Source organism: Streptomyces sp. NPDC054786 (assembly GCF_053611685.1).
Window position 1 is genome coordinate 1 of the sequence record NZ_JBSHAW010000071.1, and the last position, 15,269, is coordinate 15,269.

Annotated in this window: 11 protein-coding genes; 4 read left to right on the forward strand and 7 right to left on the reverse strand. The window is 70.8% G+C overall.

The genetic code is table 11. From position 1 onward, the window contains the following. Positions 1 to 169: 169 nt before the first annotated feature. The 5 genes from ACWGI6_RS36405 to ACWGI6_RS36425 are packed head-to-tail and all read right to left on the reverse strand — an operon-like array spanning position 170 to position 5,930. Entirely contained in the window at positions 170 to 1,264 is a 1,095-nt protein-coding gene (locus ACWGI6_RS36405; RefSeq protein ID WP_453271471.1) for a LacI family DNA-binding transcriptional regulator, read from the reverse strand. Beyond that, positions 1,252 to 2,838, reverse strand: coding sequence for a glycoside hydrolase family 13 protein (locus ACWGI6_RS36410; protein WP_453271472.1), 1,587 nt, complete (start codon positions 2,836 to 2,838; stop codon positions 1,252 to 1,254). The genes ACWGI6_RS36405 and ACWGI6_RS36410 overlap by 13 nt, the downstream gene beginning before the upstream one ends. A 1-nt stretch (position 2,839) precedes the next feature. Continuing rightward, on the reverse strand, positions 2,840 to 3,709 hold the full coding sequence (locus ACWGI6_RS36415; protein WP_453271473.1) for a sugar ABC transporter permease: 870 nt from the start codon (positions 3,707 to 3,709) through the stop codon (positions 2,840 to 2,842). 2 nt (positions 3,710 to 3,711) lie between these two features. After that, positions 3,712 to 4,590: a carbohydrate ABC transporter permease gene (locus ACWGI6_RS36420; protein WP_393908194.1), complete on the reverse strand. Its 879-nt coding sequence runs from the start codon at positions 4,588 to 4,590 to the stop codon at positions 3,712 to 3,714. Positions 4,591 to 4,643: 53 nt separating this feature from the next. Next, positions 4,644 to 5,930, reverse strand: a complete 1,287-nt coding sequence (locus tag ACWGI6_RS36425; RefSeq protein WP_453271474.1) for an extracellular solute-binding protein — start codon at positions 5,928 to 5,930, stop codon at positions 4,644 to 4,646. Positions 5,931 to 6,154: 224 nt separating this feature from the next. On the opposite strand from ACWGI6_RS36425, the gene ACWGI6_RS36430 reads away from it, so the two are divergent. From ACWGI6_RS36430 to ACWGI6_RS36445, 4 genes are all read left to right on the forward strand, one after another. Continuing rightward, positions 6,155 to 7,828 (forward strand): glycoside hydrolase family 13 protein, encoded by a 1,674-nt coding sequence (locus ACWGI6_RS36430; RefSeq protein WP_453271475.1) that lies wholly within the window; start codon positions 6,155 to 6,157, stop codon positions 7,826 to 7,828. 24 nt (positions 7,829 to 7,852) lie between these two features. After that, positions 7,853 to 8,902, forward strand: coding sequence for a LacI family DNA-binding transcriptional regulator (locus ACWGI6_RS36435; protein WP_453271476.1), 1,050 nt, complete (start codon positions 7,853 to 7,855; stop codon positions 8,900 to 8,902). A gap of 118 nt (positions 8,903 to 9,020) precedes the next feature. Continuing rightward, positions 9,021 to 9,860 carry a phosphatase PAP2 family protein gene (locus ACWGI6_RS36440; RefSeq protein WP_453271477.1) on the forward strand — a complete coding sequence of 280 codons (840 nt, stop codon included), beginning with the start codon at positions 9,021 to 9,023 and terminating at the stop codon, positions 9,858 to 9,860. 271 nt (positions 9,861 to 10,131) lie between these two features. Continuing rightward, entirely contained in the window at positions 10,132 to 10,623 is a 492-nt protein-coding gene (locus ACWGI6_RS36445) for a TetR/AcrR family transcriptional regulator C-terminal domain-containing protein (protein WP_453271478.1), read from the forward strand. Here the strand turns inward: ACWGI6_RS36445 and ACWGI6_RS36450 are convergent. Then, positions 10,611 to 13,634 carry a bifunctional [glutamine synthetase] adenylyltransferase/[glutamine synthetase]-adenylyl-L-tyrosine phosphorylase gene (locus ACWGI6_RS36450; protein WP_453271479.1) on the reverse strand — a complete coding sequence of 1,008 codons (3,024 nt, stop codon included), beginning with the start codon at positions 13,632 to 13,634 and terminating at the stop codon, positions 10,611 to 10,613. The genes ACWGI6_RS36445 and ACWGI6_RS36450 overlap by 13 nt on opposite strands. 28 nt (positions 13,635 to 13,662) lie before the next feature. Further along, complete coding sequence (glnA, locus tag ACWGI6_RS36455; RefSeq protein ID WP_189102998.1) at positions 13,663 to 15,024, reverse strand: type I glutamate--ammonia ligase; 1,362 nt, start codon at positions 15,022 to 15,024, stop codon at positions 13,663 to 13,665. Between the last annotated feature and the right edge of the window lie 245 nt (positions 15,025 to 15,269).

Below are 15,269 nucleotides of genomic sequence, written 5' to 3' on the forward strand. Positions count from 1 at the left end.
GAATCGCTGGGATGGTCGGCTCTGGTCGGGCAGGAGTTCGCTCAGCAGCCCTTGAGAGTCCTGCGGACTGGCGGCCGGCCGTTCACGGGACCGCTGACGACGTCTACTGATGTGGGGACGAGACGGACCGGCGTCCAGGGCGTGCGCACCGCGCACGCCCACCGGGCCCTCACCGCCGCACCGGCCCCGTCGACCCCCGCACCACCAGCTCCGGGCGGAAGACGAACTCGGTGCGCTGCGGCGGGGTCTGGCGGCCCTGGGCGCGTTCGTGGATCTCCTCGATGAGCGCGCCGACCGCCGCCGAGGCCATGGCCTGTACCGGCTGTCGCACCGTGGTCAGCGGGGGGTCGGTGAAGGCGATCAGCTGGGAGTCGTCGAAGCCGACGACCGAGACGTCACCCGGGACGTCCAGGCCGCGCTGGCGGGCCGCGCGGACGACGCCGAGCGCCATCAGATCGCTGCCGCAGACGACGCCGGTGCAGCCGTCGTCGAGCAGTGCCGCGGCTGCCGCATGGCCGCCCTCGACGCTGAACAGTGTGTGCTGGACGCGTCGTTCGGCCTGCCCCCTCGACAGGCCGAACGACTCCGCCAGCGCCGCCGCAAAGCCCTCGGCCTTGCGCCGGGAGGGCACATAGCGGGCCGGGCCGACGGCCAGCCCGATCCGCTCGTGCCCCAGCTCGGCCAGGTGGCGTACCGCCATCCGGGCCGCCGCGCCGTCGTCGGGTGAGACGAACGGCGCGTCGATCTGCGGGTGGTAGCCGTTGATGAGGACGTACGGCACGCCCCGGGCCGCCAGCCGGGCGTAGCGGCCGGGGTCGGCGCGGGTGTCCGCGTGCAGCCCCGACAGGAACACGATGCCGGTGACACCGCGCTCCTCCAGCTGCTCGACGAGTTCGTCCTCGGTGGCTCCCCCACTCCTGAACGGAGCGGGGGCACCCCCATCCGGCATCTGGGTGCACAGCACCGGGGTGTATCCGTGGCCGGCCAGCGACTGCTCGATGATCTGGGCGAAGGCCGGGAAGATCGGGTTGGTCAGCTCGGGGATGACCAGCCCGACCAGACCGGCACTGCGCCGCCGCAGCCGTACGGGACGCTCGTAGCCGAGCACGTCGAGCGCGGCGAGCACCCGCTGCCGGGTGCCCGCCGCCACGCCCGCCTTGCCGTTCAGGACCCGGCTGGCGGTCGCCTCGCTGACCTGGGCCTGCGCGGCGATGTCGGAGAGCCGGGGGGTGGCATGGATGTCGGACAGGGTCACTCCTCCCACCAGACGGCGGTGTCGGCGGGCAGCTCGAAGTCCCCCTCGTATGCGTCCAGTTGGCGGGAGGCGAGCAGCATCCGGCCGGGGGCGGGCAGCTGGGCGGGGGCCTCGGTCGTGTTGACCGTGCAGACCAGGCCGCCGGGGCGGCGGAAGGCCAGGATGCCGTCGGGGGCGTCCAGCCACTCCACCGCGTCGCCCGCGCCGAGGCCGGGGTGGGTGTGCCGCAGCGACAGCGCGGTGCGGTAGAGCTCCAGGGTGGAGGCGGGGTCGCCGGTCTGGGCCTCGACGGTGAGGGCGGCCCAGTCGTCGGGCTGCGGCAGCCAGCTGCCGCCGTTGCCGAAGCCGAAGGGGGCCCGGTCACCGCTCCACGGGATCGGGACCCGGCAGCCGTCGCGCAGACCCTCCTGTCCGGTGGCCCGGAAGAAGGACGGGTCCTGGCGGACCTCGTCGGGCAGGTCGGTGACCTCGGGCAGGCCCAGCTCCTCGCCCTGGTAGAGGTAGGCGGAGCCGGGCAGCGCCAGCATCAGCAGGGTGGCGGCGCGGGCACGGTCCAGGCTGCCGCCGAGGCGGGTGGTGTGGCGTACGACGTCATGGTTGGACAGCACCCAGGTGGTGGGAGCCGCCACCGGGCGCATGGCGTCGAGGGAGGAGTCGATCGCCTCGCGGAGGGCGGCCGCGTCCCACCCCGTGTTCAAGTAATGGAAGTTGAAGGCCTGGTGGAGTTCGTCGGGGCGGAGGTAGAGCGCGGTCCGGTCGGCGGTGGGGGTCCAGGCCTCGGCGACCGCGATCCGGTCCCCGGCGTACTCGTCGAGGACGGTGCGCCAGGAGCGGTAGATGTCGTGGACGCCGTCCTGGTCGAAGAACGGCAGGAGTTGGTTGCCGAGCAGCTTCAGCTGCTCGCCCCGGCCCATGTCGGGCAGGCCGGGGGCCTTGACCAGGCCGTGGGCCACATCGACCCGGAAGCCGTCGACGCCCAGGTCGAGCCAGAAGCGGAGGATGGAGCGGAACTCGTCGTGGACGGCGGGGTGGTCCCAGTTGAAGTCGGGCTGCTCGGGGGCGAAGAGGTGGAGGTACCACTCGCCGTCGGGGACCCGCGTCCAGGCGGGGCCGCCGAAGAGGGACTCCCAGTCGTTGGGCGGCTCTTCGCCGTTCTCACCGCGTCCCTTGCGGAAGTGGAAGCGCTCGCGGGCCGTGGAGCCGGGGCCCTCGGCCAGCCCGCGGCGGAACCATTCGTGCTGGTCGGAGCAGTGGTTGGGGACCAGGTCGACGATGATGCGCAGATCCAGCCGGTGGGCCTCGTGGATCACGGCCTCGGCGTCGGGCAGGGTGCCGAACATCGGGTCGATGGTGCGGTAGTCGGCGACGTCGTATCCGGCGTCGGCCTGCGGGGAGGCGTAGAAGGGGCTGAGCCAGACGGCGTCCACGCCCAGGTCGCGCAGGTACGGCAGCCGGCTGCGGATGCCCGCCAGATCCCCCATGCCGTCGCCGTTGCCGTCGGCGAAGCTGCGCGGATAGACCTGGTAGATCACCGCGTTGCGCCACCAGTCGGTGGCAGGAGTGACGTGGTGCTGTGGGGTCATGTCATCCCTTTGTGGTGCCGGCGGTCAGTCCGGCGACGAGGTGGCGCTGGGCGAAGGCGAAGACGAGCGCGGCCGGCACGGCGATGATCACGGCGGCGGCGGTCATCGAACCCCAGTCGTTGGTGTACTGGTTGACGAAGGTCTGCAGACCACCGGCGAGCGTCAGGTTCTCCTCGCCGGTCATGAAGGCGGAGGCGTAGGCGACCTCGGCCCAGGCGGTGACGAAGGTGTAGAAGCCGGTGACGGCCAGCCCCGGTCTGGCGAGCGGCAGGACGAGGCGCCAGAAGGTGCCGAAGGGGTTGAGGCCGTCGACCCGTCCGGATTCGTCGATCTCCACCGGGATGGTGTCGAAGAAGCCCTTCATCATCCAGGCGCAGAAGGGGACGGCGATGGTCAGGTAGGTGATGACCAGGCCGGCCGGCTGGTTGAGCAGGCCCAGGCTCGCCAGCAGGTTGTACAGCGGCACGATCAGCACCGCGACCGGGAACATCTGGGTGATCAGCAGCAGCCACATCAGCGGGCGCATCCCGGGGAAGCGGAAGCGGCTGACGGCGTAGCCGGTGGTGGCGGCGATGAAGACACCGAGGACGGTGGTCAGCCCCACGATGATCACGGAATTCTTGAACCAGGTCAGGAACTCGGTGTCGGCCAGTACATGGGTGTAGTTGGCGACGGTGAAGTGGGTGACGATGCTGGTGGAGAAGGCGTCGTTCTTGGGTTTGAAGGACGTCACCAGCAGCCAGAGCGGCGGGAAGACGGCCATGGCCGCGGCGCCGATCAGGGCGGCGTGCAGCCCTATGGAGGCCGGGCGGGACCGTTCGTTGCGCTTGCGGTTCGTGCTCGTGCTCGTGCTCGTGCTCGTGCGGGTCATGGTCACCACACCTCTCCCTGCTTGCGCAGCGCCCGGCGGTAGACGACCGCGACGACCGAGAGCAGGACCAGGATCAGTACGCCCCAGGCCGCGGACTCGGAGAAGTTGCGGGGGCTGTCGATGAAGGAGAGCCGGTAGGCGTAGGTCACCAGGATCTCGGTGGCGTCGCCGGGGCCGCCCCGGGTCAGCAGGAAGATCACCGGGAACATGTTGAAGGTCCAGATGGTGGAGAGCAGGATCACCGTGCTGCTGACCCCGCGCAGTCCGGGCACGGTGATGTTGCGGAACCGCTGCCAAGCGCCCGCCCCGTCCATCTCGGCGGCCTCGTACAGCTCGCCCGGTATGGACTGCAGTCCGCCGAGCAGCGCGACGAGCATGAAGGGCACGCCCAGCCAGACGTTGACGGCGATGACCGAGAGCTTGGCCCAGGTCGGGTCGTTGAGCCACGGGACCGCGTCGATGCCGCCGCCGGCCAGCAGCTTGTTGAGGATGCCGTTCTTCTCGTTGTAGAGCATCCGCCAGGTGAAGATCGAGATGAAGGCGGGGATGGCCCACGGCAGGATCAGGGCGAGGCGGTACACGGTGCGGCCGCGCAGCGTGCGGTTGAGCATGTTCGCCAGGGCGAGGCCGATGAGGAAGGTCAGCGAGACACAGCCGACGGTCCACAGGACGGTCCAGCCGAGGCGGTCCCAGAAGACGCTGTCGGAGAGCACGGCCTGGTAGTTGTCCAGTCCGGTGAACTTGTAGGTGGCGGGGAGGTGGTTGACGCCGATGTTCCGCTCGACGTTGGCCTCATTGGCGTCGGTGAGCGAGAGGAAGACGCCGCGCACCAGCGGATAGCCGATGATCACCCCGATGACGAGTACCACCGGGGCGACCATCGTCCATGCGTACCAGTGGGTGCCCAGCGCCCGGCGCACCCGTACAGCAAAGGTCACTTGTAGTCCTTGAGCAGCTTCCGGTAGGCGTCGCCGGTCGCCTTGGCGGCCTGCTCGGGCGTGGCGGAGCCGGTGAGCACCTTGTTCATCTGGACCTTGATCGGCTCGAAGAGGGAGTTGCCCTCGGCGATCCAGGGGCGCTGCACGGCACCGTCGACAGCGGGCTTGAAGAACGTGACCATCTCGTTGTTCTTGACGGCCGGCACCTCGTACACGGACTTGCGGGTGGGCAGCAGGCTGAGCTTCTCGTTGGTCTGCTGCTGGACCTTGGCCGAGCTCATGTACTTGACGAAGGCGTAGGAGGCCTGGAGGTTCTTGCTGCCGGCGTAGACGGAGAGGTTCCAGCCGCCCTGCGGGGAGCCCTGGGCGGTGCTGCCGCCCGGTACGGGGGCGACGCCGAGGTTCTCCTTGTTGGCCGGGGACTTGAAGGACTTGCCGGCGCGGGCCCCCTCGATGTCCCAGGGGCCGTCGACGGCCATCGCGACGTCGCCGTCCTTGAGGGCCTTGAGCTGGTTCTCCTGGCCGTCGGTGGCATCGGTGACCGCGGCCTTGGAGTCGACCAGGCTCTTGATGGTCTTGAACGCCTTGACGCCGGCGCCGTCGTCGATCTCCACGACCTTGTCGCGGGCGTTCACCATGTCGCCGCCCTCGCCGTAGAGGTAGGGCAGGAACCAGTAGGGGTCGTCGCCGCGCAGGTAGAGGGCGGTGGCGCCGGTCTTCGCCTTGATCTTCTTGGCGGCGGTGGCCAGTTCGGCGAAGGTCTTGGGCACCTCGACGCCGGCGTCCTTGAGGAGCTTCTTGTTGTAGAAGAGGCCGAGGGTGTCGATGACCTGCGGCGCGGCGTAGGTCTTGCCCTTGAACTCGGTGGAGCCGACGGCCTGCGGGAGGTAGTCGTCGGTCTTGTCGAGGGCGGGGGTGCCGTCAAGGGGCGCGAGGTAGCCGAGGTTGGCGAAGTCGGCGACCCAGGCGACCTCGGTGCGCATCACGTCGGGGGCGCCGGAGTTGCCGCCGGCCGCGTTCTTGAACTTGGCGTTGGCGTCACCGAACGGCACGTTCACATACTTGACGTGGACCTTCGGGTGCTCTTTCTGGAAGCCTTCGGCAAGCTTGCGGTACGTCGCCTTCTCGGCGTCGTTGGAGGTGTCCCAGTAGGTAACGGTTCCGGACAGTTCGCCCCCGCTGTTGGCGCCGCCTCCGCTGTCACCTCCGCCGCACGCCGTCGCTGCCAGTGCCAGGCCCGCTACCAGCACGGTGGCCGTTGCGCCCCGTATGCCACGCCGCATGTGAACTCCTTAGGGAAATGCCTCAGATGGCGGTCAGGAACGTAACAGCGCCGAAAACAAACCGAAAGACCTTGCGGCAATTTTCTGCAAGACTGTGGGAACGAATTGCAACGAGATGGCTGGAACAGGACCCTCCGGACGCCCTCGTCACCGTCACCCCGCGCCCGCCCGAGCGTTGATTCCGTGAAGGCACCGACGCCTCTTGACCTCAACAGGGACGGCAGATGACCCAGGAGCTCACTTCCCCCAGCCCCGCCCCCCAGGCCCCCGGATCGGGCCGAGGTCCGGGATGGTGGCGCGACGCCGTCATCTACCAGGTGTACGTACGCTCCTTCGCCGACAGCGACGGCGACGGCGTCGGCGATCTGCGCGGGGCCCGCGAGCGGCTGCCCTACCTCAAGGACCTGGGGGTGGACGCCGTCTGGCTCACCCCGTTCTATGCCTCACCGCAGGCCGACGGCGGCTATGACGTCGCCGACTACCGCGCCGTCGACCCGCTCTTCGGCACCCTCCAGGATGCCGACGGCCTGATCCGCGCCGCCCATGACCTGGGCCTGCGGGTGATCGTCGACATCGTCCCCAACCACACCTCCGACCGGCACCCGTGGTTCCAGGACCCGGCACTCTCCCGGCAGCGCTACCTCTTCCGTCCCGGCAAGGGCGAGAGCGGCGAACTCCCGCCCAACGACTGGGAGTCCGTCTTCGGCGGCCCGGCCTGGACCCGCACCGAACGCGGCGACTGGTATCTGCACCTCTTCGCCCCCGAGCAGCCCGACCTGAACTGGGACAACCCGGAGGTGCACGCCGAATTCGAGGCCATCATGCGCTTCTGGCTCGACCTCGGGGTGGACGGCTTCCGGGTCGATGTCGCCCACGGCATGATCAAGGCGCCCGGTCTGCCGGACATCGGCCACGGCCGGCAGGCCCAGCTGATCGGCACCGAGGTGCTGCCGTTCTTCGACCAGGACGGGGTGCATGCCATCCACCGCGCCTGGCGACGGCTGCTGGACGGCTACGGCGACGCCCGCGGCAAGCAGGTGATCGGCGTAGCCGAGGCCTGGGCGCCCACCGCGGAGCGCCTCGCCCTCTACGTACGCGCCGACGAACTCCACCAGGCCTTCAACTTCCAGTTCCTGAACGCCCCTTGGCAGACCGACGCACTGCGCTCGGTGATCGACTCCTCGCTCGCCGCCACCGCCTCGGTCGGCGCCCCGACGACCTGGGTGCTGTCCAACCACGACGTCGTACGCCACACCACCCGCCTCGGCGGCAGCCTGGACCGTGCCCGCGCCGCCACCCTGCTGATGCTGGCGCTGCCCGGCTCCGCCTACCTCTACCAGGGCGAGGAGCTGGGCCTGCCCGAGGTCACCGACCTGCCCGACGAGGTCCGCCAGGACCCGGCGTTCTTCCGCGGCGGCCGGACCACCGGCGCGGCCGGCCCCGGCACCGACACCGAGTCCGCCCCTGACGGCGTCGCCGCCACCAGCGGCCAGGACGGCTTCCGCGACGGCTGCCGGGTGCCGCTCCCCTGGTCCGGCGAGGCGCCGCCGTACGGCTTCGGGCCCGGCGGCAGCTGGCTGCCGCAGCCCGACGACTGGGCCGCCCTCACCGTCGCGGCACAGACCGGCGACCCCGCCTCCACCCTGGAGCTCTACCGCACCGCCCTTGACCTGCGGCGCCGGCTGCCGGGGCTCGGCGACGGCCCGATGAGCTGGACTTCCGCCCCCGACGGGGTGCTCGCCTTCACCCGCCCCGGCGTCCTGTGCACCGTCAACCCGCTGGGGCACGACGTCGAACTGCCCGCGCCCGGAACACCGCTCTTGTCCAGCGCCCCGGTGACCGTCAACGACGCCGTCGCCCTGCTCCCCGGGGACAGCTGTACCTGGTGGGCAATCTGACAGCAGACCGGTACAGTCCCACCCATGACCGCCCGGCTTTCCGATATCGCAGCGCAGGCAGGTGTCAGCGAGGCCACCGTCAGCCGGGTTCTCAACGGGAAGCCCGGTGTCTCCGCCACCACCCGCCAGTCCGTGCTTGCCGCCCTCGATGTGCTGGGTTACGAACGTCCGGTGCGGCTGCGGCAGCGCAGCGCCGGGCTGGTCGGGCTGATCACGCCGGAGCTGGAGAACCCGATCTTCCCGGCCTTCGCACAGGTCATCGGGCAGGCGCTGACCCGCCAGGGCTATACGCCCGTCCTCGCGACCCAGACCCCGGGCGGCTCCACGGAGGACGAGCTGACCGAGATGCTGGTGGACCGCGGGGTGGCCGGCATCATCTTCGTCTCCGGGCTGCACGCCGACACCTCCGCCGATATGCAGCGCTATGAGCAGCTGCGCGGCCAGGGCGTGCCGTTCGTCCTCATCAACGGCTTCTCCGACAAGGTGCAGGCGCCCTTCGTCTCCCCCGACGACCGGGCCGCGGTGGATCTGGCGATCACCCATCTCAGCGCGCTCGGCCACCGGCGGATCGGGCTGGCGCTCGGACCCAAGCGCTTCGTGCCCGTGCAGCGCAAGATCGAGGGCTTCGTGCGCGCCATGCAGGAGCGGCTGCAGACCGGCCCGGCCGAGACGGAGCCGTTCATCCAGCACTCCCTCTACACACTGGAGGGCGGCCAGGCCGCGGCGGGCGCGCTGATCGAGCGGGGCGCCACGGCCATCGTCTGCGCCAGCGACATGATGGCACTCGGTGCGATCCGGGCGGCCCGGCAGCGCGGGCTCGACGTCCCGCGCGAGATCTCCGTCGTCGGCTTCGACGACTCCCCGCTCATCGCCTTCACCGACCCGCCGCTGACCACGATCCGGCAGCCGGTCACGGCCATGGGGCAGGCGGCGGTGCGTGCGCTGCTGGAGGAGGTCGGCGGCACCCCGGCCCCGCACAGCGAGTTCGTCTTCCATCCCGAGCTGGTGGTGCGCGGATCGACCGCATCGGCCCCGAAACCGGCCAGGATCCCGAAGCCGCTGCGGGCCCACTGAGGGCTGCGTCCCCCAGAAGTACGGGGGTCGGGCGTCCCCCGCAAGACCGATACGAGGCTTCGAATACCCGACCGAAGGATGATCGGCGGCACACCCCTTTCTGGCAGACTGTCTGCCTATGGGTGATGCGAATACGAGGACTTTGGACGGCCTGCCGACCACCCCGCCACCCAAGGGGGAGCGTGCGGACCACCCGGTGGCCGAGAGGCGAATGGCCCGTCTGCGTGCTCCTCGCACCCCCCGGCTCTGGTTCGAGGTCCTGCTGATCGCGGTCAGCTACTGGACGTACTCGATGATCCGCAACGCGGTGCCCGAGCAGAAGGCCAAGGCGCTGCGGAACGCCGACTGGATCTGGCAGGCGGAGCACTCGCTCGGCATCGCCGTCGAGCACAGCGTCAACCACGCGGTGAACTCCGTGACTTGGCTGATCGTGTCGATGAACTACTACTACGCGACACTGCACTTCATCGTGACGATCGGGGTGCTGATCTGGCTCTACCGCCGGCACCCTGGACGCTATGCCGCCGCCCGGACGGCCCTGTTCGCCACCACCGGCGTCGCCCTGATCGGCTATTACTTCTACCCGCTGGCACCGCCCCGGCTGATGCCGGACGGCGGCTTCGTCGACACCCTGATCGACCACGGCACCTGGGGCTCGATGGCGTCCGGCAACCTCGCCTCGATGTCCAACCAGTACGCCGCGATGCCCTCGATGCACATCGGCTGGTCGCTGTGGTGCGGTATCACCCTCGCGCTGCTGGCCAAGCCGCTGTGGGCCAAGGCCGTCGGGCTGCTCTACCCCGCCACCACCCTCCTGGTCATCGTCTCCACGGCCAACCACTTCTGGCTGGACGCGCTCGGCGGGGTGCTGTGTCTGTCCTTCGGTTTCGGGCTGACGTGCCTCTGGTACGGCTCGCTGCCGCACCGGCTGACCCGGGTGTTGCCGGCGACGGTGTGAGCGCGCTGCGTCGCTTCGCGGCTCCCCGCCCCCGGAACTCCTGCCGGACTCCGCGACCCGGACGGGAGTCGACATCCCCAGGATGTGCCGACGGCCAGCGCGGTGAGGTCGGCCCGGAAGCCGGGGGCGATCCGGCCGGCCTCCGTCTCCTCGCCGACGGCGAGGGCCGCGTGCGACGTACAGCCCTCCAGTGCCATCAGCCCGGTCAGCGCCTGGTCCGGGGTGACCGGCGCGATGTCCGGCCGGCCCGCCGGGCGGCGCAGCCGGCCATGTGGACGGCCGGGCCGGGGTGATCGAGCCGCTGCGGGAGCGGGTCACCGATGCCATCGACCCCGGCACGCTGGGCGACGCCGCCTGGGACCTCGCGCTGGAGTCCTGGGCCCGCTCCTACCGCGCCGCCTTCGCCGCCCGTCCCCGCGCGATCCCGATGCTGATGACCTCTGCGGTCCGCGCCCCGAAGGTGCTCGCCCAGTACGAGCGGGTGGCCGGGATGCTGCTGGACGCCGGTTTCGCACCGGCCGCGGTCATGCCGGTCATCACCGGCCTGGACAACCTCGTGCTCGGGTCGGCGCTCGACATGTCGGCGCCGGAGACGATGTGGGAGGTCTCCGAGGGCGGCTGCGCACCCCGGCTGTCGGCGGCGCAGGAGGCGACCGGACCGGCCCGCGCCGACCAGGCCTTCGATCTGACGCTGGCCGGCTTTCTCGCGCACTGCCGGGGCCTGTTGACCGCGGAAGCGCCCGGTGCGGCTCAGGCCCCGTAGAAGATCTCCTCCACCACGCTCCGCGCCCGCCGGGTGATCCGCCGGTAGTCGTCGATCATCTCCCCGACGTGGCCCTCCTCGTACCCGAGGTAGCGGCCCACCGCCGCCAGCTCCCGGCCGTCGACGGGGAAGGTGTCGCCGGGGCGGCCGCGCACCACCATCACGGCATTGCGCACCCGCGCCGCCAGCACCCATGCCTCATCCAGCGTCTGGGCGTCCTCCGTGCTGATCAGCTCGGCGGCGTGCGCGGCGGCCAGCGCCTCGCGGGTACGGGTGGTGCGCAGTCCGGGGATCTCCCAGCCGTGCTGCATCTGCAGCAGCTGCACCGTCCACTCGACATCGCTCAGTCCGCCGCGCCCCAGCTTGGCGTGGGTGGTGGGGTCCGCGCCGCGGGGCAACCGCTCGGCCTCCATCCGGGCCTTGAGCTTGCGGATCTCGCGGACCGCGTCATCGCCCAGGCCCTCGGCCGGATAGCGCATCGGGTCGATCAGCTCGATGAACCGCTGCCCCAGCTCGGCGTCGCCCGCGACCGGTTCGGCACGCAGCAGGGCCTGCGACTCCCACACCAGCGACCAGCGCCGGTAGTAGGCGGCGTACGAGGCGAGGGTGCGCACCAGCGGCCCCGACCTGCCCTCGGGGCGCAGATCCGCGTCGATGGGCAACGGCGGGTCGGAGGAGGGGAGTTCGAGCAGGCGGCGCATCTCGTTGGCGACGGCGTGGGCGGCCTTGGCGGCCTCCTGCTCGTCGGCGCCCTCGCGCGGCTCGTGGACGAACAGGACATCGGCGTCCGAGCCGTAGCTCAGCTCCTGGCCGCCGAACCGGCCCATGCCGATCACCGTGAAGCGGGTGGGCAGGGTGTCGCCCCACTGCTGGCGGACCGCGGCGCGCAGGGCCCCGGCGAGGGTGGCGGCGTTGAGGTCGGAGACCGCGGAGCCGACGGCGTCGACGGAGCGGCCGTGGTCGGTGTCCGCCGGGCTGAACTCCGTGCCGTAGGCGCCGATCACATCCGCCGCCGCGGTACGGAACAGCTCCCGGCGGCGCACCCCGCGGGCCGCCGCGACCGCCGCCTCCGCGCCGGCCGCCCGGCCGACCGCGGCCAGCACCTCCTGCTCCAGCGCGGCCCGGCCACGCGGCTGCAGCCCGTCGGGGGCGCCGAGCAGCGCGACCGCCTCGGGTGCGCGCAGCAGCAGATCGGGGGCCAGCCGGCCGGCGGACAGCACCCGGGCGAGGTTCTCGGCGGCCGCGCCCTCGTCGCGCAGCAGGCGCAGGTACCAGGGCGTCTTGCCGAGCGCGTCGGACACCTTGCGGAAGTTGAGCAGCCCGGCGTCCGGGTCGGCGGAGTCCGCGAACCAGGCCAGCAGCACCGGCAGCAGCGTCCGCTGGATGGCGGCCTTGCGGGTCACGCCGGACGCCAGCGCCTCCAGATGCCGCAGCGCGGCCACCGGGTCGGCGTAGCCGAGCGCTTCGAGGCGGTGGCCGGCGGCCTTGGCCGAGAGCCGGGTCTCGCCGGGCTCCAGATGGGCGACGGCATCGAGCAGGGGGCGGTAGAAGAGCTTCTCGTGCAGCCGGCGCACCTCGCGGGCATGCCACTTCCACTCCTTGCGGAGGGTGTCGACCGGCTCGGTGCGCAGGCCCAACGAGCGTGCCAGGCGCCGCTGTTCGCCCTCGTCCTCGGGCATCAGGTGCGTACGCCGCATCCGGAAGAGCTGGATACGGTGCTCCAGCGTGCGCAGGAAGCGGTAGGCGGCGTCCAGGGCCGCGGCGTCCTGGCGTCCGACGTAGCCGCCGGCCGCCAGCGCCGCCAGGGCGTCCAGCGTGGTGGCGCTGCGCAGCGTGGCATCGCTGCGGCCGTGCACCAACTGCAGCAGCTGGACCGCGAATTCGACATCGCGCAGTCCGCCGGGGCCGAGCTTGAGTTCCCGGTCGACCTGGGCCGCGGGGATGTTCTCGACGACCCGGCGGCGCATCTGGCGCACATCGGCGACGAAGTTCTCCCGCTCGGCGACCTCCCACACCATCGGCGCCAGCGCATCCACGTACTGCTGCCCCAGCTGCAGGTCACCGGCCATCGGGCGGGCCTTGAGCAGCGCCTGGAACTCCCAGGTCTTGGCCCAGCGCTGGTAGTAGGCGAGATGGCTGCTGAGGGTGCGCACCAGCGGGCCGTTGCGGCCCTCGGGGCGCAGATTGGCGTCCACCGGCCAGATCGTGCCCTCGATGGTGTTGTCCGAGCACAGGCGCATCATGCGGGCGGCGAGCCGGGTCGCGGCCTGCAGCGCCTGGGCCTCGTCGACGCCCTCCTTGGCCTCGGCGACGAAGATGACATCGACGTCCGAGACGTAGTTCAGCTCCCGGCCGCCGCATTTGCCCATGCCGATGACGGCCAACCGGGACACCGCGGCGTCCCCGGGCGCCTCCTCGTACGAGATCTCCAGGGCGGCCCGCACCGTGGCGGTGGCCAGGTCCGCCAGCTCGGCCGCGGCCTCGGCGACATCGGTCGTGCCGCACACATCGCGGGCCGCGATGCCCAGCAGGGAGCGGCGGTAGGCGGTGCGCAGCGCGTCCGCGCGCGGCCGTTCGGCGTTCTCTCCGCCCCAGATCCCCTCGGCGAGCGCCAGCTCGAACTCGGGGGTGGTGGGGTGCAGGTCCACCGACTCGTAGGTGACCAGCGACTGCCAGTCGCGCGGATGCCGGACGAGATGGTCGGCGAGCGCCTCGGAGGCGCCCAGCACCCCCAGCAGCCGGTCGCGCAGCGGTTTCGCCGCGACGATCGTGCTCAGCAGCGCCTGCTGCTCGTCCGGCTCCTGCGCCTCCACCAGCCGGACCAGGCTGTGCAGCGCCAGATCCGGGTCCGCGGTGGCGCCCAGCGCTTCGAGCAGCACCGAGTCATCGCGTACGGACGCGAGTTCGGGGGAATCGAGCAGCCCCTCGGCCGCTGAGGGGTCGGTGAAACCGTGCCTCAGCAGCCGGGTGAAGGTGCTGCTCCGCCGTCCCTGCGGAGCGGGAAGTGCCATGGGTGCAGCCTCTCGGTGGCGCGGTGGCTCAGAGCACGGGCAGCATCTTGCGCAGCTCGAAGGCGGTGACCTCGGAGCGGTACTCCTCCCACTCCTGCTTCTTGTTGCGCAGGAAGAAGTCGAAGACGTGCTCGCCGAGGGTCTCGGCGACCAGTTCGCTGCGCTCCATCAGCTCGATGGCCTCGCCGAGGTTCTGCGGCAGCGGCTCGATGCCCATTGCCCGGCGCTCCGAGTCGGACAGCGCCCAGACGTCGTCATCGGCGCCGGCCGGCAGCTCGTAGCCCTCCTCGATGCCCTTGAGACCGGCCGCGAGCAGCACCGCGTACGTGAGATACGGGTTGGCGCCGGAGTCGATGGAGCGGACCTCGACCCGGGTCGAGCCCATCTTGCCGGGCTTGTACATCGGGACGCGGATCAGCGCGGAGCGGTTGTTGTGGCCCCAGCAGATGTACGAGGGGGCCTCGCCGCCGGCGCCGGCGGTGCGGTTGGCGCCGCCCCAGATGCGCTTGTAGGAGTTGACCCACTGGTTGGTGACGGCGGAGATCTCCCCTGCGTGCCGCAGCAGACCGGCGATGAACGAGCGCCCGACCTTGGAGAGTTGGTACTCCGAGCCGGACTCGTGGAAGGCGTTGCGGTCGCCCTCGAAGAGCGAGAGGTGGGTGTGCATACCGGAGCCCGGGTACTCCGAGAACGGCTTGGGCATGAACGTGGCCTGGACGCCCTGCTCCAGCGCCACCTGCTTCATGACCAGCCGGAACGTCATGATGTTGTCCGCGGTCGACAGGGCGTCGGCGTAGCGCAGATCGATCTCCTGCTGGCCGGGCGCGCCCTCGTGGTGGCTGAATTCCACCGAGATGCCCATCGACTCCAGCATCGTGATCGCCTGCCGGCGGAAGTCCATGCCGACGTTCTGCGGGGTGTGGTCGAAGTAGCCCGAGGAGTCGCCGGGGGTCGGCCGCCGGCCGTCCACGGGCTTGTCCTTGAGCAGGAAGAACTCGATCTCCGGGTGGGTGTAGAAGGTGAACCCGAGGTCGGAGGTCTTGGCCAGGATGCGCTTGAGGACATAGCGCGGGTCGGCGTAGGAGGGGGAGCCGTCCGGCATCAGGATGTCGCAGAACATCCGGGCGGTGCCGGGGGCCTCGGCACGCCAGGGCAGGATCTGGAAGGTGCCGGGGTCCGGCTTGGCGATCATGTCGGACTCGTACACCCGGGCAAAGCCTTCGATGGCCGAGCCGTCGAAACCGATGCCCTCGTCGAAGGCCTGCTCCAGCTCCGCGGGGGCGACCGCCACGGACTTGAGGAACCCGAGCACATCGGTGAACCACAGCCGTACGAAGCGGATGTCGCGCTCCTCGAGCGTTCGGAGCACAAACTCCTGCTGCTTGTCCATGGGTCACCAATCCTTGCAGGTCAATCGGCCTGTCCACGCGCGCCGGATCACGCGGCGTGGCACACCAGTATCACGTGAGGGGGTTACCGTCACATTACGCACCCTTGGCCTGAATCAGAACCGCCGTCCCGTAACCCTCACCCGGCATCCTTCCCGTGCCGAGCGAGCTCAGCGCAGCGGGCGGGGGCAAACGGGGGGCTTGGCGCAGTCTTGAAGCCGGCCTGAGCGGCCATTGACCGGATGTT

Bases quoted from the DNA above. Each gene is read 5' to 3' on its own strand.
- ACWGI6_RS36410 (WP_453271472.1), bottom strand. From the start codon at position 2,838: ATGACCCCACAGCACCACGTCACTCCTGCCACCGACTGGTGGCGCAAC.
- ACWGI6_RS36415 (WP_453271473.1), bottom strand. From the start codon at position 3,709: ATGACCCGCACGAGCACGAGCACGAGCACGAGCACGAACCGCAAGCGC.
- ACWGI6_RS36420 (WP_393908194.1), bottom strand. From the start codon at position 4,590: ATGGTCGCCCCGGTGGTACTCGTCATCGGGGTGATCATCGGCTATCCG.
- ACWGI6_RS36425 (WP_453271474.1), bottom strand. From the start codon at position 5,930: ATGCGGCGTGGCATACGGGGCGCAACGGCCACCGTGCTGGTAGCGGGC.
- ACWGI6_RS36430 (WP_453271475.1), top strand. From the start codon at position 6,155: ATGACCCAGGAGCTCACTTCCCCCAGCCCCGCCCCCCAGGCCCCCGGA.
- ACWGI6_RS36435 (WP_453271476.1), top strand. From the start codon at position 7,853: ATGACCGCCCGGCTTTCCGATATCGCAGCGCAGGCAGGTGTCAGCGAG.
- ACWGI6_RS36440 (WP_453271477.1), top strand. From the start codon at position 9,021: ATGGGTGATGCGAATACGAGGACTTTGGACGGCCTGCCGACCACCCCG.
- ACWGI6_RS36450 (WP_453271479.1), bottom strand. From the start codon at position 13,634: ATGGCACTTCCCGCTCCGCAGGGACGGCGGAGCAGCACCTTCACCCGG.
- glnA (WP_189102998.1), bottom strand. From the start codon at position 15,024: ATGGACAAGCAGCAGGAGTTTGTGCTCCGAACGCTCGAGGAGCGCGAC.